Here is a 19,203-nt window from a genome sequence, read left to right as displayed (position 1 = left end):
GGGAGCGGCATGCGTTGCCGCACGGCTTCCGACGCGCTACGCGGGCATGAGTCCGTGCCGCGCCTCACGCCCGAGCTCGTCGGCGATCGCATCGAGCAGCGGCGACCGCAGGTTCCACTGCTGCCAGTGCAGCGGTACGTCGATCGGCGCGCCGCCGAGACGCACGAGTTCGCCGCGCTCGAGTTCGGCTGAGGACTGGAACCCCGGGAGCATCCCCCACCCCAGTCCGAGCTTGACCGCGATGGCGAAGTCGTTCGATGCCGGAACGTAGTGACGCGGCGGCGAGTCGGGGTCGACGCCCTGCGTCTGCACGAAGTCACGCTGCAGGTCGTCGCGGCGATCGAAATCCACGAGCGGAGCTGCGGCGAGTGCCGCAGGCGACAGGCCCGCGAGCGACCACCTCGCCACGAATGCCCTGGTCGCCACGGCCTCGTACCGCATGACCCCGAGGGTGCGCACAAGGCATCCGGCGACCGGGGTCGCCTGCGAGGTGACCGCGCCCATGACCGTGCCCGATTCGAGCAGGCCCGCGGTGAACTCCTGGTCGTCGCGGTGCAGGTCGAAGACGACCGGATGCCGCTCGGCGACGCGCGCGAGGGCGGGGAGGAACCAGGTGCCGAGCGAATCGGCATTCACTGCGAGCGGCACCGAGATCGGGCGAGCGGATGCCTCGTCGAGGCCGAACTCGGCGAGCGCGTCGTGTTCGAGCAGGGCGAGCTGTCGCGCGAGGCGCACGATCGGCGCGCCCGCCGAGGTGGCTCGCGCCGGCTTCGAGCGCACGACGAGCACGCGACCGAGCCGCTGTTCGAGAATCTTGATGCGCTGCGACACGGCTGACGGCGTGATGCGCAGACGCCGGGCCGCCGCGTCGAAGGTGCCCTCGTCGATGACGACGGCGAGCGTGCGAGCCAGGTCGAGTGGAATGTCCATCTGAAGCCATGCTAATGGCCGTGAAGAATCATGAGCTGGATTGAACACCGACGACACCGTACCTTCGATCTCGTGCTCCTGTCTCCCGCGCTCGCCGGCCTCGGCCTCGGCCTCTCGCTCATCGTCGCGATCGGCGCGCAGAACGTCTTCGTACTGCGGCAGGGCATCCGGCGCGAGCACGTCTTCGCGGTCGCGGCGATCTGCGCCCTGAGCGACTTCGTGCTGATCATCGTGGGCGTCTCGGGCATCGGCGCTGTGCTCACGGCCGTGCCGTGGCTCGTCGACGTGATCCGGTGGGCAGGCGCGGCCTTCCTCGTCGGATACGGGCTCCTCGCTGCGCGACGCGCGATCCATCCAGGCGGCGAGGCGCTCGTCGCCGAAGAGGAGCTCTTCGTTCCCGCGGGTCGAGGAGGCGCGGAGCGCCGGCTCGAGACCCCCCGATCGATGCCCGCGGGCGCCGGGTCTCGAGACGCTCCTGCGTCGCTCCTCGACCAGCAGGAAGACGCTCCTGCGTCGCTCCTCGACCAGCAGGAAGACGCCCCTGCGTCGCTCCGCCGGGGTTTCGCGGCCGCGGTGCTCACGTGCCTCGCCCTGACCTGGCTGAACCCGCACGTCTACCTCGACACGGTGTTCCTGCTCGGCTCGGTCGCGAACACGCACGGCGAGGGCCGGTGGGCCTTCGCCGCGGGTGCGGGTGTCGCGAGCATCCTCTGGTTCTTCGGACTCGCCTACGGCGCACGACTGCTCGGAGGCGTGCTCGGCAGCCCCCGGGCCTGGCGTGTGCTCGACGCGGTCATCGCGGTCGTCATGGTCGTGCTCGGCGTGCTGCTCGTGCTGCCGCACTGAGCGATCGGGCGGCCAGCGCGCTATCCGGCCTCAGGTCGCGCCTGCGACACCGACTCGGGCTCCGCTGAGCCGAGTGGCCAGGCCCGACGCAGCTCGATCCGCCCGAATCGGGCCATCGGATGCTTCGACGCGACCTCGATGGCCTCGTCGAGGTCGCGCACCTCGATGACGTCGAACCCGGCGATCCACTCCTTCGACTCGGTGAACGGGCCGTCGGTGACGATGGCGTCCTCGCCGCGAACCCTCACTGTCTTCGCGAACTCGGGTGGCCGCAACCGGTCGCCCGCGACCGCGACGCCTCGCTCCGTCATCTCCTCGACCCACTCGCCGATGTTGTCCTCCTCTGGCCGGTACGGTTCGGCGTCGGGGTCGGTCGCGACGAACATCATGAACTCCATCGCGTCACTCCCCCGACCCGATCGGCCAGACCGGCCGCAGCTCGAGGGCGCCATGGCGGGCCAGCTCGTCGCCCTTCGCGATCTCGATCGCCTCATCGAGGTCGGCGACCTCGAGCAGGTCGTAGCCGGCGATCCACTCCTTCGATTCGGTGAACGCGCCGTCGGTGACGAGTACCTCGCCGCCTCGCACCCGCACGGTCACCGCCTCGTCGACGGGACGCAGGCGCATCGCGCGCTTGAACACCCCGCGCTCGGCCATCGCGCGATCCCATTCTGCGGATGCCTCCTGGTCGACCTCACCGGCGTCGACCCCTGGGTCGGCGACCACGAACATCATGATTTCCATCGCACGCTCCTTCTGCGTTCACGGTATGCCCATGCGACGAACGGCGGCAGGGGGAATCGACACCCAGTGGAGCGGTGTACCGCATCGGACTGTTCCGGCAACAAGATTCTGTACGGATGTCGATTCCCCCTGCCACCGTTCGTCGTGCTGGCATAACGTGACGATCGGAAGGAAACGGAAACCCGACGTCACCCCGTCGAATTTCCGAATCCCCAGCACTGAAGGAGCAACCGATGCAGTACGTGATGTTCGTGGCGACCGACCCCGAGGCCGAGCCGTTCGTGCCGGCCGAAGACAACATCGGCGAGTGGGCCGCAGACGTCGAGGCGCGAGGAGTGCACGTGTTCGGCGAGCGCCTGCGCCCGGTCGAAGACGCGACGACGGTGCGGATGCGCGGAGGCGAGCTCATCGTCACCGACGGCCCGTTCACCGAATCGAAGGAGTGGATCGCGGGCTTCGACATCATCGACTGCCGCGACCTCGACGAAGCGATCGAGATCGCGAGCCGGCATCCGATGGCGAGATTCGGCCGTATCGAACTCCGCCCGACCTGGCCGCTCGACGTCACCGAAGACCCGGAGATCCGCGAAGAGCGCCAAGCACGAGAGGCCGAGGGTCGCGATCGCCGCACGGAGCCGGCGGTGGGTGCGTGACGACCACGGCAGGGCGATGAGCGACACCGACGATCGGGCGACGGACGCCCCGAAGCGAGCGGATGCCGCAGGGCGAGCCGATGCCACCGTGCGAGCCGATGCCGCAGACGTCGCCGCGACCGTGGCGGGCGTGTACCGCGAGGAGTGGGCGCGCATCGTCGCGACGCTGATCAGGGCGACCGGCGACTGGGACGTGGCGGAGGAGGCGGCCGCCGACGCGTTCGAACGGGCGGCACGGCGGTGGCCGGTCGAGGGCAGCCCGCGCAACCCCGGTGCTTGGCTCACGACGGTGGCGCGCAATCGGGCGTTCGACGTGCTGCGCCGCCGCGGGGTCGAGTCGGGCAAGGTCAGGGAGTGGATCGCGATGGACGACATGAGAGGGGGCAAGGCGCCGACCGATCCGGCCGAGATCGCGGCCGCCGTGCCCGAGTGGGACGACCGATTGCGGCTCGTCTTCACGTGCGCGCACCCTGCCCTGCCACTCGAGGCCCGTGTGGCGCTCACCCTCCGCACGGTCGGCGGGCTCGAGACCGGCGAGATCGCCCGGGCGTTCTTCGTGCCCGAGGCGACGATGGCGCAGCGACTCGTGCGCGCCAAACGCAAGATCAAGAACGCCGGCATCCCCTATCGGGTGCCGGAGCCCGAAGACCTGTCCGAGCGGCTCGGCGGGGTGCTCGCCGTGCTCATGCTCGTGCACAACGAGGGCTATCTCGCCACCTCGGGTGACCGGCTGCTGCGCCTCGATCTGCAGGAGGAGGCGATCCGGCTCGCCCGGCTCGTCGCCGGCCTGCTGCCTGACTCGAGCGAGGCGCGCGGCCTGCTCGCCCTACTCCTCCTGCAGCACGCACGTTCGGCAGCCCGCGTCGATGCCGGCGGCGAGCTCGTGCCGCTCCCCGAGCAGGACCGCTCATTGTGGAACGCGGCCGAGATCGACGAGGGACTCGCGCTCCTCGACCCACCGGCGGACGGCCCGCCGCACGGGGCATCCGGCGCATACCGATTGCAGGCCGAGATCCAGGCGGTGCACAGCCGCGCACGCACCGCCGACGAGACGGATTGGGCGGCAATCGTCGGGTGCTACGACCGACTCCGTGCGGTCTCGCCGTCGCCGGTCGTGGAACTCAATCACGCGGTCGCGCTCGGCCTCGCCGGCGAACTCGCCGGCGCACTCGACGCACTCGCCGAGCTCGAGGCATCCGGCCGGCTCGCCGGCTATCACCTGCTCCCAGCCGCCCAAGCCGACCTCCTGCGCCGAAGCGACCGACCAGCTGCAGCGGCGGCGCGCTACCGCGAGGCGATCGCTCTCGCACCGACCGGGCCCGAGCGCCGCTTCCTGTCGCGCCGTCTCGCCGAACTCGACGAGCCGCCCCAGCCGCTCCGCGGCTGAGGCATCCAACGATCGGTGGAAGCCCGCATCGACCGCAACGGGGGCTTCCGCGGCATCCGTTGAACCGGCAGTCTCGGAGCATGGAAACCACAGCGCCCGCGACGGGCACAACCGCCTCCGACCGCGCAGATGCCGCGATACGGATCCGCGGGCTTCGCAAGGTGTACGGCGGGGTCGCCGCCGTCGACGGCATCGATCTCGACATCGCCTACGGCGAGACGTTCGCCCTGCTCGGACCGAACGGAGCCGGCAAGTCGACCGCCGTCGAGATCCTCGAGGGGTACCGCCTGCGCACCGCGGGCGAGGTGAGCGTGCTCGGCATCGACCCCGCCCACGGCGGCCTCGACTGGAAGGCGCGTCTCGGCATCGTGCTGCAGTCGGCGACCGAGAGCGGTGTCTACACCGTGCGAGAGCAGCTTGCGCATTTCGCGAGGTTCTACCCGTCGCCGCGCGACGTCGACGAGGTGATCGCCGCCGTCGGCCTCGAGGCCAAGGCCGGCACCCGGGTCTCGAAGCTCTCGGGCGGGCAGCGCCGCCGCGTCGATGTCGCGCTCGGCATCGTCGGACGGCCCGAACTGCTCTTCCTCGACGAGCCGACCACGGGCTTCGATCCAGAGGCCAGGCGCGAGTTCTGGAAGCTCATCCGCACTCTGAAGTCGGAGGGCACCACGATCCTCCTCACGACCCACTACCTCGACGAGGCCGCCCAGCTCGGCGACCGCGCCGGCATCATCCTCGGCGGGCGGCTCGTCGACGTCGGACGCGTCGATGAGCTCGGCGGGCCCGAGGCCCGCGTGCCCATCGTGCGGTGGCGCGACCCCGATGGCACCCCTCGAGAGGTACGCACCGAGCAACCGGCGGCGCTCGTGGCATCCCTTCGACAAACTCAGGACGGCGCCGTCGCTGCAGGCCTCAGCGGCGAGCCGGAGGGGCTCGAGGTCATCCGCCCGAGCCTCGAGGACATCTACCTGCAACTGGTGCACTCGGCCGGGGCCGAGACTCGCAACGACGAGGAGGCGCTCGCATGAGCGAGACGAGCACCCCCTCGACCGCCGGCGCGAAGCGAGTCTCCCGACCCGGCCCGCTGCGGATCGGCACGGCGCGCATCGGGTACGAGGTGCAGGGCTACTTCCGCTCGCCCGACACACTGTTCTTCACGTTCCTCTTCCCACTCGTCATGCTCGCGATCTTCTCGGCCGCGTTCGCCTCGGCGGGCGAGATCGGCGATCCAAGTGGTGAGACGATCACCGTCGCCGAGTACTACCTGCCCGCGATGCTCGCGGCCGGCATGCTGCTCTCCGGCGTGCAGAACCTCGCCGTCGACATCGCCGTGGAGAAGAGCGACGGCACACTCAAGCGCCTCGGCGGCACGCCGCTCGCCCCCACGAGCTACTTCCTCGGCAAGATCGGCCAGGTGTTCGTAACCGGCACCGCGCAAGCGGCCCTACTGCTCGCGTTCGGCGCGCTTGTACTCGGCATCGAGCTGCCGGCCGAGCCCGAGAAGTGGTTCACCTTCGCCTGGGTGTTCGTACTCGGCATCATCACGTCGGCGCTGCTCGGCATCGCCCTCTCGGCGCTTCCGCGGTCGGGCAAGAGCGCGAGCGCCGTCGTCATCCCGATCATGCTCGTGCTGCAGTTCATCTCGGGCGTCTACCTGCAGTTCTACATGCTGCCCGAATGGATGCAGAACCTCGCGAGCGTATTCCCGCTCAAGTGGATGGCACAGGGCATGCGGTACGTGTTCCTGCCGGAGGACTTCGCCGCGCTCGAGCAGAACGGCTCGTGGGACGTCGAGTGGGTCGCGGTCGCCCTCATCGCCTGGCTGGTGGTGGGGCTCGTCGTCAGCCGGCTCACCTTCCGCTGGATTCGGCGTGACTCCTGAACCGCATGCGAAAGTAGCAGCATGCTGAACAGACGGTGGCGGGTCTCCAACTGACATATCCACCGACCGGTGGATGCGCGAATCGACCGGCCGGGGGCTGCCGGGCAGTGCGGGCGAACGGCACGCTTGCAGCATGGACATCACACGTACGGACGCCGCGGTGCGGATTCGCGGGCTCCGAAAGGACTACGGCAAGGTCGCCGCCGTTGACGGGCTCGATCTCGATATTGCACACGGCGAGACCTTTGCCCTGCTCGGCCCGAACGGGGCGGGCAAGTCGACGACTGTCGAGATCCTCGAGGGGTATCGGCTGCGCACCGCCGGCGAGGTGAGCGTGCTCGGGATCGACCCCGCGCGCGGCGGCCTCGACTGGAAAGCGCGGCTCGGCATCGTGCTGCAGTCGGCGAACGAGGCGGGCCTCTACACCGTGCGCGAGCAGCTCACGCATTTCGCGAAGCTCTACCCGAATCCTCGCGATATCGATGAGGTGATCGCCGCCGTCGGTCTCGAGCAGAAGGCCCGAACACGGATCTCGAAGCTCTCGGGTGGTCAGCGTCGCCGCGTCGACGTCGCACTCGGCATCATCGGGCGACCGGAGCTGCTCTTCCTCGACGAGCCGACGACCGGGTTCGACCCCGAGGCACGCCGTGACTTCTGGGCGCTCATCCGCCGGCTGAAGGCCGACGGCACGACCATCCTGCTCACCACCCACTACCTCGACGAGGCCGCGCAGCTCGGCGACCGGGCGGGCATCATCCTCGAAGGCCGGCTGGTCGACGTGGGACCCGTCGCGACACTCGGCGGCGCAGAGGCGCGCGTTCCGATCGTGCGGTGGCACGCGGCCGACGGCACCCCACGCGAGGTGCGCACCGATCGGCCTGCGGAGCTCATTGCGTCCATCTCCGCCGAGCTCGGTCGCGAGCCAGTGGGGCTCGAGGTCATCAGGCCGAGCCTCGAAGACATCTATCTGCAGTTGGTGCGGGCCGCCGGCGCGGTCGTCCGCGACGAAGAGGAGGTGCTCGCATGAGCACGGGCATCATGGCCATCGGCACCACGCGCATCGGGTACGAGACGAAGGGCTACTTCCGCTCCCCCGACGCCGTGTTCTTCACCTTCCTGTTCCCGCTCATCATGCTGGGAATCTTCACGGCCGCCTTCAGCTCGGGTGGCGAGATGCAGGCGACCCCGGGCGGCTCGTCGATCTCGGTCGGCGCATATTACCTGCCGGGCATGCTCGCGGCCGGCATGCTGCTTTCGGGCATGCAGAACCTCGCCGTGGACATCGCGACCGAGAAGGGCGACGGCACGCTCAAGCGACTCGGCGGCACGCCGCTGTCACCCGTGTCGTACTTCCTCGGCAAGATCGGGCAGGTCTTCTTCACCGGCGTCTTGCAGGCCGCACTGCTGCTCCTCGCTGCCGTGACGATCTTCGGCATCGCGTTGCCGACGAGCGCCGAAGCCTGGCTGACGTTCGCGTGGGTGTTCGTGCTCAGCGTCGCGACATCCGCCCTGCTCGGCATCGCCCTCTCGGCGGTGCCGAGATCCGGCAAGAGCGCGACCGCGGTCGTCATTCCCATCGTGCTGGTGCTGCAATTCATCTCGGGCGTCTACCTGCCCTTCGCCCAACTGCCCGAGTGGATGCAGAACGTCGCCAGCGCCTTCCCCCTCAAGTGGATGGCGCAGGGCATGCGGGCGGCGTTCCTGCCCGAAGACTTCGCAGTGCTCGAACAGCACGGGTCATTCGAACTCGGCTGGGTGGCGTTCTGGCTCGTCGTCTGGCTCGTCGTCGGACTCGTCGTGAGCCGGTTGACCTTCCGGTGGATCCGGCGCGACGCGTAGGCCGCATGCGAAGGTAGCAGCATGCACAGACTCAAGTGGTGGGATCTCGCGGCGGTCGGCGTCACGGTGGTGACCCTGCTGATCACGCTTCGAGATCCTCCATACGGGCCGGCGGAGTGGGGCACGTGGATCGTCCTCGGGGCGTTCCTCGTGTTCTACGCCGCGTACGCGCGCTGGTTCATCCCGCCGCCGGGGCAGGTTGGCTCGAGAGGCCACTTCATCGTGATCACGGTCGTGTTCGCGATGATCATCGGCTTCGGATCCACCTTCGAATCGGCGTTCGCCATCATGCAGACGTTCATCTACCCGTTCCTGTGGTTCACCGCGCCGAATACGCGCTGGGCCGTCGGCTCGAACGTGATGGTCGCCTTCTCCCTCGCCATCGGGTACGCCCTGCTCGACGGGCCCGACGACATCTTCAGCGGAGTGCCGACCGCGGTGTTCTCGGTGGGCTTCAGCATCGCGCTCGGTCTGTGGATCACCCGCATCGCCGAATACGGCGAAGAACGCGGCCGGCTGCTCGACGAACTGCAGTCGACGCAGGGCCAGCTCGCCGCGATGCACCGGGATGCCGGTGTCGTCGACGAGCGGGGGCGGCTGGCGAGAGAGATCCACGACACGATCGCGCAGAGCCTCACGGGGCTCGTGATGGTCGCCCAGCGCACGGGCAACCGGCTCGCTCCGCTCGAGGGCGAGGCAGCGGCATCCGCTCGGGCCGATGTCGAACTCATCGAACAGATGGCGCGCGATGCGCTCACCGAGGCGCGCGGGCTCGTCGCCTCCATGGCACCGGTGGATTCGACGGCGGGGCTCGCCGATGCACTGCGGCGGCTCGGCGCGGGCTTCGAACGTGAAACGGGAGTGCGGGTCACCGTGACGACGGACGGCACTGAGCTCGCTCGCGACACCGAGGTCGTGCTGTTGCGCTCGGCGCAGGAAGGACTCGCGAACATCCGCAAGCACTCCCGAGCGTCGCGCGCCTCGGTGACCGTCGAGGCAGGCGACGGCGACGTCGTGCTCACCGTCGCCGACGACGGCGTGGGGCCCGGCACCTCAGCGCCCGGGGAATCGGGATTCGGCCTGGTCGGCATCCGCGACCGCACCGCCCTCGTCGGCGGGTCGTTCTCGATCGAGCCGGGCGAGGCCGGCGGCACCGTGCTGCGCGTCGGAATTCCCCGCGCGCCCGACACCCCTCCCGCTCTCGATACTCTCGCTTCGCTGGCGACTCGACCAACGAACACTCCCACCGGTCGAAGCGCGCCCGACGCCCCTCCCGCTGGTCGAGTAGTGCCCGACCGAGGAGGACGCGTATCGAGACCCACCACAAAGGAGACCCCATGACCCCCGCGATCCGCATCGTCGTCGCCGACGACCACCCGATCGTGCGCGCGGGCATCGTGGGCCTGCTCGAATCCGAACCGGGTCTCGAGGTCGTCGGCGAGGCCGCCGACGGCGCGGAAGCGGTTGCGGTCGCGACATCCGAGCGCCCAGACCTCGTGCTCATGGACCTGCGGATGCCTCAGCTCGACGGCGCAGCGGCCACCGCGCGCATCGTCGCGGAGGTGCCGGGCGCCCGCGTGCTCGTGCTCACGACCTATGAGACCGACGACCACATCCTCGCCGCGATCGAGGCCGGCGCAAGCGGTTATCTGCTGAAGGCGGCGCCGCACGCGGAGATCGTCGCGGGCATCCGTGCGGTCGCCGCCGGGGAGACGGTGCTCGCCCCGTCGATCGCGGCGAAGCTCGTGTCGCGAGTGCGTGCGGATGCGGCATCCGTCGACCTGCCGTCGCTGTCGCCGCGAGAGCTCGACGTGCTGCGCCTCGTGTCCGACGGGCGCTCGAATCCCGAGATCGCCCGCGCACTCTTCATCGGTGAGGCAACCGTGAAGACGCACCTCCTGCACGTGTTCGAGAAGCTCGAAGTGAACGATCGCACTCGCGCTGTGACGCGCGCGATGGAGCTCGGCATCATCTGAGGCGGCAGCGCCGGCTGACTCGGGTCGGGCACAGCGGATGCCGCCTACGCTGGAGGTGGCATCCGCACGCGCCGTAGCAACGGCGGGCTGCTCCCGTAGTCGACGAGTGCGCGGTGGCCTCGAGGGAGAAGCATGAACTCGTACGAACATCGGCCGTGGCTCGACCACTACGCCGAGGGCGTGCCGCCCACGATCGACGAGCCGAGCCAGACCCTCGTCGACATGATCGATGACGCCGTCGGCCGGTTCCGACGACGCACGGCGCTCGAGTTCTTCGGGGCCGAGACCAGCTACCGCGAGCTCGGGGCGCAGATCGCTTCGGCCGCCGAGGGGCTGCGCCGGCTCGGCGTCGGTCAGGGCGACCGGGTCGCACTCGTACTGCCGAACTGCCCGCAGCACGTCGTCGCGTTCTACGCGGTGCTGCGGCTCGGCGCGATCGTGGTGGAGCACAACCCGCTCTACACGCCGCCCGAGCTGCGGCACCAGTTCGAGGACCACGGCGCCCGCGTCGCGATCGTCTGGGACAGCATCGCCGACACGGTCGCGGAGTTCCCCAGCGATATCCGGCCGGAGCACACCGTGGCCGTCGACCTCACGCGGGCGCTCCCGCTGGGCAAGCGGATGGCACTGCGCCTGCCGCTGCCGAAGGCGCGACGCTCCCGTGCCGCGCTCACCTCGAAGCCGCGCGCACGTGGACTCGTGCCCTGGGAGCGTCTCACCTCCCGGCGGGCACTGGCCAAGCGGCATCCGCGACCCTCGCTCGACGACACGGCGGTGCTGCAGTACACGAGCGGCACCACCGGCAGCCCGAAGGGCGCAGTGCTCAGCCACCGCAACCTGCGCGCCAATGCGATGCAGGGTCGTTCATGGGTGCCTGGACTGTTGGAGGGCGACGAGGTCTTCTACGGCGTGCTGCCGCTCTTCCATGCCTACGGCATGACCCTCTGCCTGACGGTCGCGATGAGCATCGGCGCCAGGCTCGTGCTGTTCCCGAAATTCGACTCAGGCCTCGTGCTCGATGCCGCACGCCACTCGCCGCCGACGTTCCTGCCAGCGGTGCCGCCGATCTACGACCAGCTCGCGCGTGCCGCTGTGCGCCAACCGCGCGCGCTCAGGAGCATCCGCTACGCGATCTCGGGGGCGATGAGCCTGCCCATCGCGACCGTCGATCGCTGGGAGAGCGCCACCGGCGGACTGCTCGTCGAGGGCTACGGCATGACCGAGTCCTCGCCGATCTCGCTCGGCAACCCGATGGGTCCGACCCGGCGGCCCGGCACGGTCGGCGTGCCGTTTCCGAGCACCGAGATCCGCGTGATCGACCCCGACGACCCCGACGTCGACCGGCCAGCGGGCGAGGCCGGCGAACTGCTCGTGCGCGGCCCGCAGGTCTTCCAGGGGTATTGGCGCCGACCGTCGGAGACGGCCGAGACCCTGCTGCCGGGCGGGTGGCTGCGCACCGGCGACATCGTGCGCGTCTCCGACGACGGCTTCGTCACGATCGTCGACCGTGTGAAAGAGCTCATCATCACGGGCGGGTTCAACGTCTCGCCGTCGGAGGTTGAGGCCGCACTGCTCGCGCACCCCGACGTGCGCGGTGCAGCGGTCGTGGGTCTGCCACGCGCCTCGGGTGGGGAATCCGTTGCCGCCGGTGTCGAGTTGCGCGAGGGCGCTGTCTTCGAGGAGTCGGCGCTGCGCGACTTCTGCCGCACGAGCCTCACTCCCTACAAGGTGCCGCGCCGCATCGAGCTCTTCGACGAGCTGCCGCGCTCGCTCATCGGCAAGGTGCAGCGCCGCGAGGTGCGCGACGTGCTGCTCGAGCGCGGCTGAGCCCCGCGCCCCGCTCCCCGCTCCCCGCTCCCCGCTCCCCGCTCCCGCGCCCCGCTCCCCGCTCCCGCGCCCCGCTCCCCGCTCCCCGCTCCCCGCTCCTGCGACGGTTTCCGCGTTCACGGTCGGTTGGCACGCATCCTCCAGCCCGCAAACCGTCGCACGAATCCCGCGCGCGGGGCGGGCGCGGGGGCGCGGGGGCGCGGGGCGGGTTAGAGCAGGCGCCGCGCGTTCGCCCACGCCGTGAGCTCGTGCCGGCTCGAGAGCTGGAGCTTGCGCAGCACCGCTGAGACGTGCGTCTCGACCGTCTTCGTCGAGATGAAGAGCTCGGCCGCGACCTCTTTGTAGGCGTAGCCGCGGGCGATCAGCCGCATGACCTCCTGCTCGCGAGCCGAGAGCCGGTCGAGCTCATCGCTCGCCGAGGCCGTCTCGCCGACGGCAGCTCCGAAGGCATCGAGCACGAAACCCGCGAGCTTTGGTGAGAACACGGCGTCGCCACCGGCCACGGCGTGCACGGCGCGACTGACGTCTGCCCCCGACGAGCCCTTCGTGATGTAGCCCCTGGCCCCGGCACGGATGACGCCGACGACGTCTTCGGCCTTGTCCGAGACCGACAGCGCGAGAAATCGCGTCGAGGGCAGGGATGCCGCGGCCCGCCGGATCACTTCGGCACCGCCGCTCGTGCCCGCCGGCACGGCCACGCCGGGCAAGTGCACGTCGAGGAGGACGACGTCGGGCGCGGCATCCGTCACCGCCGTGACCGCGGACTCCACATCGTGAGCCTCGCCGACGACCTCGATGGAATCGTCGAGGTCGGCCTTCAGGCCCGACCGGAAGATCGAATGGTCGTCGACGATGACGACCCGCACGCGCTCAGCCACGAACCGTCTCCGTCCGCTCGGCCGGGAACCGCAGGCGCACCTCGGTGCCGACACCACCGACGCCCGTGCGCACTTCGCCGGAGCCACCCGAACGTCGCATGCGGCCGATGATCGACTCGCGCACACCGAGCCGGTCACCCGGCACCTCGGCGATCGCGAATCCGGGCCCGCGATCGCGCACGAACACCTCTACCGTCTCGGGGGTCGACTCGACGTACACCGACACCTCCCCGCCCGCGTGCCGCGCGGCATTCAGCATCGCTTCACGCGCGGCTGCCGCGACTTCGCCGCTCGCGCTCTCGCGCGACTCCCCCACGACGACGACATCGACGGTCACCGCGTAGTCGATCTCGAGCGCTGCCGCGAAGTCTCGCAGGTCGGTGCCGAGATCGCTGTCGGCCGGAGTGTCGCCCTCGAAGAGCCAGTCGCGCAACTCCCGCTCCTGTGCACGTGCGATGCGTGCGACCTCGCTCGTCGCCCCGGCCCGGTTCTGGATGAGGGCGAGCGTCTGCAGCACCGAGTCGTGCAGGTGCGCGGCGATCTCGCTGCGCTGCTCCTCGCGGATGCGCTTCGTGCGCTCCGCCGTGAGGTCGCGCCACGCGGTCACGAGCGTCGGCGCATAGACGAGCCCGACGCCGAGCACCGCGGCGAGCGCTGCCGCGAAAGTCGGCACCGGGTACCAGGCCGCATTCGGGCCGAAGACGAGGGCGAGGGCGGTGATCGCGAGCAGAGCCGTAGCGACGATGCGGATCGCGAGTTCGTTGCGAGGGCCGCGATCGGGGTCGGGTCGATCGATGAAGGTCGCCCACGCCCCGGATGCCGCAGCGAGGCTGACCCCGGCGAGCACCGCGCCGAGCCACCACTCGAGGCCGTTGCCGCCCGCCTGGGCGACGCGCCAGCTCATGACCCAAGCGATGAGGAGCGACACGGTCGAGGCGACGACGAGTAGCCAGGCGACGGGCGCGCGTCGGGTCGGACGCTCATCGCCCGGCGCCCACGGGGTGAACACCCAGAGCCACACGTAGAGCAGGAGTCCGGCACCACCGGCGAGACTCGTCACGACGAACGCGGTGCGAACGACCCAGACCGGCCAGCCGAGATGAGTTGCGAGCCCCGCGGCGACGCCGGTGGCCATGCATGCGCGGGGCCGCGTCAGGCGAGGTTGGCCCCCTGTGCCGGTCGGGTCCCCTGAGCCTGCCGAGCCCCCTGAGCCTGCCGAAGGGGGCGCCTGCGCGCGGTCGCTCCCTCCGACAGGCTCAGGGAACGAAGCGGCATCCGTCACCTGTTCCGCGCTCGACTCCATGCCTGCAATCCAAGCAGACCCGGCCACGATCCCCCCGGCCCCGGCCGCACGCTCAGGGTCGAATCAGGGATTCACCCCATGGCGGAGCATCCGTCATCGCTGCCAGCATCGAAGCATGGAGACGAACTCGACTGCCCCAGAGGCGGAACCAGTGCCGGACGACGCGAAGGGGGACTCCGCGGCGCCCGGCCCCTCGGCCGAAGGGGCGGTCGGTTCGGCTCCATCCTCCGGTGCACCCGGCGCGGCGACACCCGCGCCGGGCACCGGCACCGGCTTCTACCCGTGGCTGCGCCGACTCGGCGTGCCGCGCCGTGCGGGGTGGCTCGGCGGGGTCTGCGCGGGCGTCGCCGCTCGCCTCGGCATCGACCCGATCATCGTGCGCGGCATCGTCGTGGTCGTCGCGGTGCTCGGTGCGCCGTTCGTGCTGCTGTACGCGATCGCCTGGCTGCTGCTGCCCGATACCGACGGCGAGATCCACTTCGAGCGACTGACCCGGGGCGTCGTCGACCCGGCGATCGTCGGAATCGCCGTCATGGGCGTCATCGGGCTCATCCCGCTCGTTCAGGGCGGATGGCTCGGCTGGCGCTGGTGGCCCGACTGGACGCCGTACTCGTGGGGCTCGGTCGCCGGCATCGACATCGCCTGGCCACTTCGCGTGCTGTGGGTGCTCATCGTCGTCGGCGCGATCGTCACGCTCGTCATCTGGCTCGCACGGCGAGCCTCCCAGAACTCCCCGGACGGCGGTGGGCCGCGAATGGCTTCCGCGGCGACCGCCGCCGCTCCGGGGTACCACTCGACGACGGCGTTCGCGACGGATGCCTCGGCGGCGACCGGGCCGGGAACCGCCAGTTCCTCCGCGTCACCCGCCAGTTCCTCCGCGTCACCGACCAGCACCGCCTACCCTGACATTGGCACCGACCCCGTCGACGGGTTGACCCCTCCGCCTGCCTCCGCCGCACTCGGTACCGCCGCAACCGTGCCGAACGTCGAACCCGCCGTTCCCGCCGAGGGCGCCGATGCCGCCGCGATCGCCGAGTGGCGCGCGCAGCACGAGGCGTGGCGCGTCTCGCACGCCGAGTGGAAGGCGGGCCACGACGACGCCGAACGCGCCGCACGAGCCCTCGCTGCCGCGGAGAACAAGGAGAAGGCCCGCCTGCTCACGGCACAGGCCGATGAGGCGCGAGCGGCGCGACGCGCCTGCCGGCCTCGCGCGAGCGCCGCGTTCGTGTTCACGTTCCTCGGCCTCGCCGTCGTCGCCGGATCGATCGCCGCGATCTGGTCGCTCGGCACGCCGAGCGTGGACGGGTACGCGATCCCGATCGCGTTCTCGGTCGCGACGCTCCTCCTCGCGGTCGGAATGGTCGTCGCAGCGCTCCGGAGACGACGCAGCGGAGCTCTCGCCTTCACCACGACCCTCGCCACGGTCTCGATGTCCATCGCGGTGCTCGTCGCCTCGATCATTCCGCAGGGATCACTCGTGCCGCCCGGGTACGGCATCTCGCTCGATCATTCGCAGCGACTCGTGCAGCCGTTCGGCGACGCGTTCTTCTATGCGACACCCTCCCTCTTCGGCCCCTATGCACCCGTCATCGAGCTCCGACAAGGCGCCGGCAACTCGTGGATCACGATCGAGGCGGACTCGCAGATCCTGCTCGATGCGAGCGAGGCCGGCCCGATTCAGCTCTTCGTCTACCCTGCCGATGGCTCGGTGAGCACGACCCCCCAGCTCGAAGGGCTCGACCGCGGTGCCCTGATGCTCGGCGGCGAGACGGGGGTCAGCGAGTACCGCCCGGGCGATTCCCCCGCCGACGCGAAGATCGTGCTCGAGCAGGGGTCCGGCATGGTGTACATCGAGATCCGCGAAGGAGCATGACCATGACCACGAGCACCCCGAACTCCGGCGAGCAGGCGCCTGCACCCACTCCGAATGACGCGGATGCCGCCGTCACCGCGATCCTCGCAGACTGGGGCGACCCCGCACTCTCCCCGCCGGCGGCCACGCCGCCCGCGAGCGGTGACTCCCACGCGAGCGCGGCCGCGCCCCGCCCGACGGTGCGATGGGGGGCCCTCGTCTGGGCGTTGCTCTTCGGCGCGATGGCCGCGACGACCCTCTGGGTCATCGTCGAACCCGTGCGCCGCGATGCGGTCGGCGACTGGCTCACGACACTGAGTCCGCTCACCGCCGTGCTCTACGCGGTCGTCGCGGTGGGAATCATCGTGGCGCTGTTCGGCATCGTCGGCCTCATCCGCCGCGGCGAGCGTTCCCGCCGGTGACACCGGTGCCAGCGGCATCCGCTCGCTGAGGCGCCGCCAGTCGACCCCGGTCACATCACCGGGGTCGATTCGCGTCGCTTCGCCGTCTGAACCGTCTGAACCGTCGGAACCGTCGGAACCGTCGGAACCGTCGGAGGCTGCTACAGCTCGACGCCGACGAGTACCGGCTCGGGCCGCAGCAGGATGCCGAACTCGGCTTGCACCCGGCTCTGAACGAACCGTGCGAGCGCCGTGATCTCATCGGCGGTCGCGCCGCCGCGGTTCGTGAGCGCGAGGGTGTGCTTCGACGATATCGCCGCCCGCGAGCCGGGCAGGGCGAACCCGCGGCGGACGCCGGACTGCTCGATCAACCACGCGGCCGAGAGCTTCACGAGCGGTTCGTCGGCCGGGGCATCCGTGACGGTGACGGATGTCTCGAGCTCGGCCTGGTGCGCGAGGAACGCGTCGAGCGGCGACTCCGACGCGAGCGAGCCGAGCGGGGTCACCACGTCAGCCGCCTCGGGCTCGACGTACCACCGCGGAGCACCGGCGGGCAACGACCGGGCGACGTGCTCGGAGACGATCGGGTTCGTGAAGAACGAGCCGGCGCTCACCGAGTCAGGGTCGGCGGGGTCGAGCACCATGCCCTTCGAAGCACGCAGTGCGAGCACGCTCTCGCGAACCTTGGCGATGGGCACCCGGTCACCCTGCTGCACGTGCAGCGCGTCGGCGAGCTGCCCGTAGGCGATCGGCCGACCGAGGGCCGCTCCGAGCACGGCCCGCTCGGCTGCGGTGTCGTGCAGTTCGAGCTCGACTGTGACGACGATGCCGCGCAAGCCCTGCTTCAGCACCGAGGTGCGGTAGCCGAGTTCGAGCTCGGCGGCGGTCATGCGACGCGGGGCGTCGGCCCCCTCGTCGAGGAACTCGATCGCGACGAGCGTCGACTCGAGTTCCTGCCCGTAGGCGCCGATGTTCTGCACGGGCGCCGCACCGACCGAGCCGGGAATGCCCGAAAGAGCCTCGACGCCCGAGTAGCCGTGCTCGACGGTCCACGCCACGAGGTCGTCCCACGACTCGCCCGCCTGCACGCGCAGTCGCGCGGAGTGCTCGCGGTCTCGAGACGCTCGATCGTCGATCCTCGATCCGAGGCTCGACTCATGCGGAGGCAGCACCTCGATGCCGCGCGTCGCGACCCGGATCACCGTGCCGTCGAAGCCCTCGTCGCCGACGAGCAGGTTCGAGCCGCCGCCGAGCGCGAGCCACGGGGCATCCGTCGCCCATGCCTCGCTCGCGAGGTCGACGAGGTCGCGCTGCGTCGTCGCCGTGACGAGCCGGTCGATCGGCCCGCCGACCTGCAGGGTCGTGAGCTCCGAGAAGCGGATGTCGCCGCTCATGTCAGGCGCTGGGATCGAGTAGCGCGGAGCGCGTATCGAGATCGACGCGCACTTGCGCCTTGCCGAGCACCGTGTCGTCGCCGAGCTTGACGGTGAGGTCGATGCGGGCGACGGCTGTTGTCTCGTCGAGCAGGCCGACCTTCGCGGTGACCGCGACGGTCGCACCGGTCTCGGGGTCGACGACGACGGGGCGGGTGAAGCGCACCTGGTAGTCGGCGATGCGGCCGGGGTCGCCGGCCCAGTCGACGACGGGCTGCACGGCGAAGCCCATGGTGAGCATGCCGTGTGCGAGCACGCCGGGCAGACCGACCTCGGCGGCGATGTCGTCGCGGTAGTGAATGGGGTTGAAGTCGCCAGAGGCTCCGGCGTAGCGAACGAGCGAGTCACGCGTGAGCGGGAACGACTGCTCGGCGACGACATCGCCGACGGCGAGGGACGCGAAGACGGGAGTGGGCATCAGTCTTCTCCTCGCACGACGAGCTGCGACAGGGCGGTGACCACGTGGGCGCCATCGGCATCGACGATGACCGATTCGGCAACGACGATCGAGTGGGCGCCGAGCGTCTTCACGCTCGAGACGGTGAGGGTCGCGGTGAGCAGGTCGCCCGCGACCACCGGGCGGGTGTAGCTGAAGCGCTGGTCGCCGTGCACGACTCGCGTGAAGTCGATGCCCGCGTCGGGTTCGGCCAGCAGCTGGGCCAGCGTGCGCTCCTGCACGACGATCGGGAACGTCGGCGGCGCGACGACATCGGCGTACCCGGCAGCACGCGCCGCTTCGGGGTCGAGGTTGATCGGGTTCGTCGCGAAGACGGAACGGGCGAACTCGCGCACCTTCTCACGACCGACGAGGTAGGGCTCGGTTGGCGGGAGGACCCGCCCCTGCAGCTCGGGGTTCACTGGCACCCAGTCAGTCTATGCGGGGGGCGAATCCCGTCCTGCGGGTTGAGCAGCCTCCGCGGGGGCGACTCCCGCCCTGCGGGTTGAGCAGCCTCCGCGGGGGCGACTCCCCACCTGCGGGTTGAGCAGCCTCCGCGGGGGCGACTCCCCACCTGCGGGTTGAGCCTGTCGAAACCCGTGCCGCCCGCCCGACCCCGAGGCCTCGATACGCTCGATTCGCTCGCCCCTGGACCAGCGGGACGTAGAACCGCCCCACGCACACAGCACGAGAGATCCGAAATGACGTATGCCAGTTCCGCCTCATCGATGAGGCGGAACTGGCATACGGATTCAGCGACTGAGATTGAAGCGTCGCAGGCTGAGATTGAAGCGGCGAGACCGAACGGCGACACCC

The 19,203-nt window shown here is 70.3% G+C and carries 20 protein-coding genes; 12 read left to right on the top strand and 8 right to left on the bottom strand.

Features of this window, described 5'->3' with window-relative positions; genetic code table 11:
* Positions 1-36 precede the first annotated feature (36 nt).
* Complete coding sequence (locus AC1C2T_RS06520) at positions 37-930, bottom strand: LysR family transcriptional regulator ArgP (protein ID WP_495384672.1); 894 nt, start codon at positions 928-930, stop codon at positions 37-39.
* Between the two features lie 30 nt (positions 931-960).
* Between AC1C2T_RS06520 and AC1C2T_RS06515 the strand changes: the two genes are divergently transcribed.
* Positions 961-1,776 (top strand): LysE/ArgO family amino acid transporter, encoded by an 816-nt coding sequence (locus tag AC1C2T_RS06515; RefSeq protein WP_495384671.1) that lies wholly within the window; start codon positions 961-963, stop codon positions 1,774-1,776.
* A gap of 20 nt (positions 1,777-1,796) precedes the next feature.
* On the opposite strand, the gene AC1C2T_RS06510 is transcribed toward AC1C2T_RS06515, so the two are convergent.
* Both AC1C2T_RS06510 and AC1C2T_RS06505 read right to left on the bottom strand, forming a co-directional pair.
* Entirely contained in the window at positions 1,797-2,174 is a 378-nt protein-coding gene (locus AC1C2T_RS06510; RefSeq protein WP_495361073.1) for a YciI family protein, read from the bottom strand.
* A 4-nt stretch (positions 2,175-2,178) separates the two neighbouring features.
* Complete coding sequence (locus tag AC1C2T_RS06505) at positions 2,179-2,520, bottom strand: YciI family protein (protein ID WP_495384670.1); 342 nt, start codon at positions 2,518-2,520, stop codon at positions 2,179-2,181.
* A gap of 233 nt (positions 2,521-2,753) precedes the next feature.
* Here AC1C2T_RS06505 and AC1C2T_RS06500 point away from each other — a divergent pair, with 233 nt between their 5' ends.
* The 9 genes from AC1C2T_RS06500 (at position 2,754) to AC1C2T_RS06460 (ending at position 12,084) form a co-directional block, all read left to right on the top strand.
* Positions 2,754-3,173 (top strand): YciI family protein, encoded by a 420-nt coding sequence (locus AC1C2T_RS06500; protein WP_495384669.1) that lies wholly within the window; start codon positions 2,754-2,756, stop codon positions 3,171-3,173.
* Positions 3,174-3,189: 16 nt separating this feature from the next.
* A complete protein-coding gene (locus AC1C2T_RS06495; RefSeq protein ID WP_495384668.1) occupies positions 3,190-4,560 on the top strand; it encodes an RNA polymerase sigma factor in 1,371 nt (456 codons plus the stop codon).
* 80 nt (positions 4,561-4,640) lie between these two features.
* Positions 4,641-5,588: an ABC transporter ATP-binding protein gene (locus tag AC1C2T_RS06490; protein WP_495384667.1), complete on the top strand. Its 948-nt coding sequence runs from the start codon at positions 4,641-4,643 to the stop codon at positions 5,586-5,588.
* Positions 5,585-6,442, top strand: a complete 858-nt coding sequence (locus tag AC1C2T_RS06485; RefSeq protein WP_495384666.1) for an ABC transporter permease — start codon at positions 5,585-5,587, stop codon at positions 6,440-6,442. The genes AC1C2T_RS06490 and AC1C2T_RS06485 overlap by 4 nt, the downstream gene beginning before the upstream one ends.
* Before the next feature lie 133 nt (positions 6,443-6,575).
* Complete coding sequence (locus AC1C2T_RS06480) at positions 6,576-7,469, top strand: ABC transporter ATP-binding protein (RefSeq protein ID WP_495361080.1); 894 nt, start codon at positions 6,576-6,578, stop codon at positions 7,467-7,469.
* Entirely contained in the window at positions 7,466-8,281 is an 816-nt protein-coding gene (locus tag AC1C2T_RS06475) for an ABC transporter permease (protein ID WP_495384665.1), read from the top strand. The genes AC1C2T_RS06480 and AC1C2T_RS06475 overlap by 4 nt, the downstream gene beginning before the upstream one ends.
* Positions 8,282-8,302: 21 nt before the next feature.
* Entirely contained in the window at positions 8,303-9,622 is a 1,320-nt protein-coding gene (locus tag AC1C2T_RS06470; protein WP_495384664.1) for a sensor histidine kinase, read from the top strand.
* Positions 9,619-10,257, top strand: coding sequence for a response regulator (locus tag AC1C2T_RS06465; protein WP_495361083.1), 639 nt, complete (start codon positions 9,619-9,621; stop codon positions 10,255-10,257). Before AC1C2T_RS06470 ends, AC1C2T_RS06465 begins: the two co-directional genes overlap by 4 nt.
* Positions 10,258-10,389: 132 nt before the next feature.
* Positions 10,390-12,084 (top strand): long-chain-fatty-acid--CoA ligase, encoded by a 1,695-nt coding sequence (locus tag AC1C2T_RS06460; RefSeq protein WP_495384663.1) that lies wholly within the window; start codon positions 10,390-10,392, stop codon positions 12,082-12,084.
* Between the two features lie 209 nt (positions 12,085-12,293).
* Here the strand turns inward: AC1C2T_RS06460 and AC1C2T_RS06455 are convergent, their stop codons facing one another.
* A complete protein-coding gene (locus tag AC1C2T_RS06455; RefSeq protein ID WP_495384662.1) occupies positions 12,294-12,962 on the bottom strand; it encodes a LuxR C-terminal-related transcriptional regulator in 669 nt (222 codons plus the stop codon).
* A complete protein-coding gene (locus AC1C2T_RS06450) occupies positions 12,955-14,118 on the bottom strand; it encodes an ATP-binding protein (RefSeq protein WP_495385400.1) in 1,164 nt (387 codons plus the stop codon). The genes AC1C2T_RS06455 and AC1C2T_RS06450 overlap by 8 nt, the downstream gene beginning before the upstream one ends.
* Positions 14,119-14,380: 262 nt before the next feature.
* On the opposite strand from AC1C2T_RS06450, the gene AC1C2T_RS06445 reads away from it, so the two are divergent.
* Positions 14,381-16,138 carry a PspC domain-containing protein gene (locus AC1C2T_RS06445; RefSeq protein ID WP_495384661.1) on the top strand — a complete coding sequence of 586 codons (1,758 nt, stop codon included), beginning with the start codon at positions 14,381-14,383 and terminating at the stop codon, positions 16,136-16,138.
* A 2-nt stretch (positions 16,139-16,140) separates the two neighbouring features.
* Positions 16,141-16,539 (top strand): hypothetical protein, encoded by a 399-nt coding sequence (locus tag AC1C2T_RS06440; RefSeq protein ID WP_495384660.1) that lies wholly within the window; start codon positions 16,141-16,143, stop codon positions 16,537-16,539.
* 140 nt (positions 16,540-16,679) lie between these two features.
* Here AC1C2T_RS06440 and AC1C2T_RS06435 read toward each other — a convergent pair whose 3' ends face one another.
* The 3 genes from AC1C2T_RS06435 to AC1C2T_RS06425 are packed head-to-tail and all read right to left on the bottom strand — an operon-like array spanning position 16,680 to position 18,815.
* Positions 16,680-17,912, bottom strand: coding sequence for a UDP-N-acetylmuramate dehydrogenase (locus AC1C2T_RS06435; RefSeq protein ID WP_495361088.1), 1,233 nt, complete (start codon positions 17,910-17,912; stop codon positions 16,680-16,682).
* Between the two features lies 1 nt (position 17,913).
* Positions 17,914-18,369, bottom strand: a complete 456-nt coding sequence (locus tag AC1C2T_RS06430; protein ID WP_495361089.1) for a MaoC family dehydratase — start codon at positions 18,367-18,369, stop codon at positions 17,914-17,916.
* A complete protein-coding gene (locus tag AC1C2T_RS06425) occupies positions 18,369-18,815 on the bottom strand; it encodes an FAS1-like dehydratase domain-containing protein (RefSeq protein ID WP_495384659.1) in 447 nt (148 codons plus the stop codon). Before AC1C2T_RS06425 ends, AC1C2T_RS06430 begins: the two co-directional genes overlap by 1 nt.
* Positions 18,816-19,203 lie beyond the last annotated feature (388 nt).

It is taken from the genome of Agromyces sp. Y558 (assembly GCF_059445415.1).
This window is presented reverse-complemented; position numbering and strand designations above follow the sequence as displayed.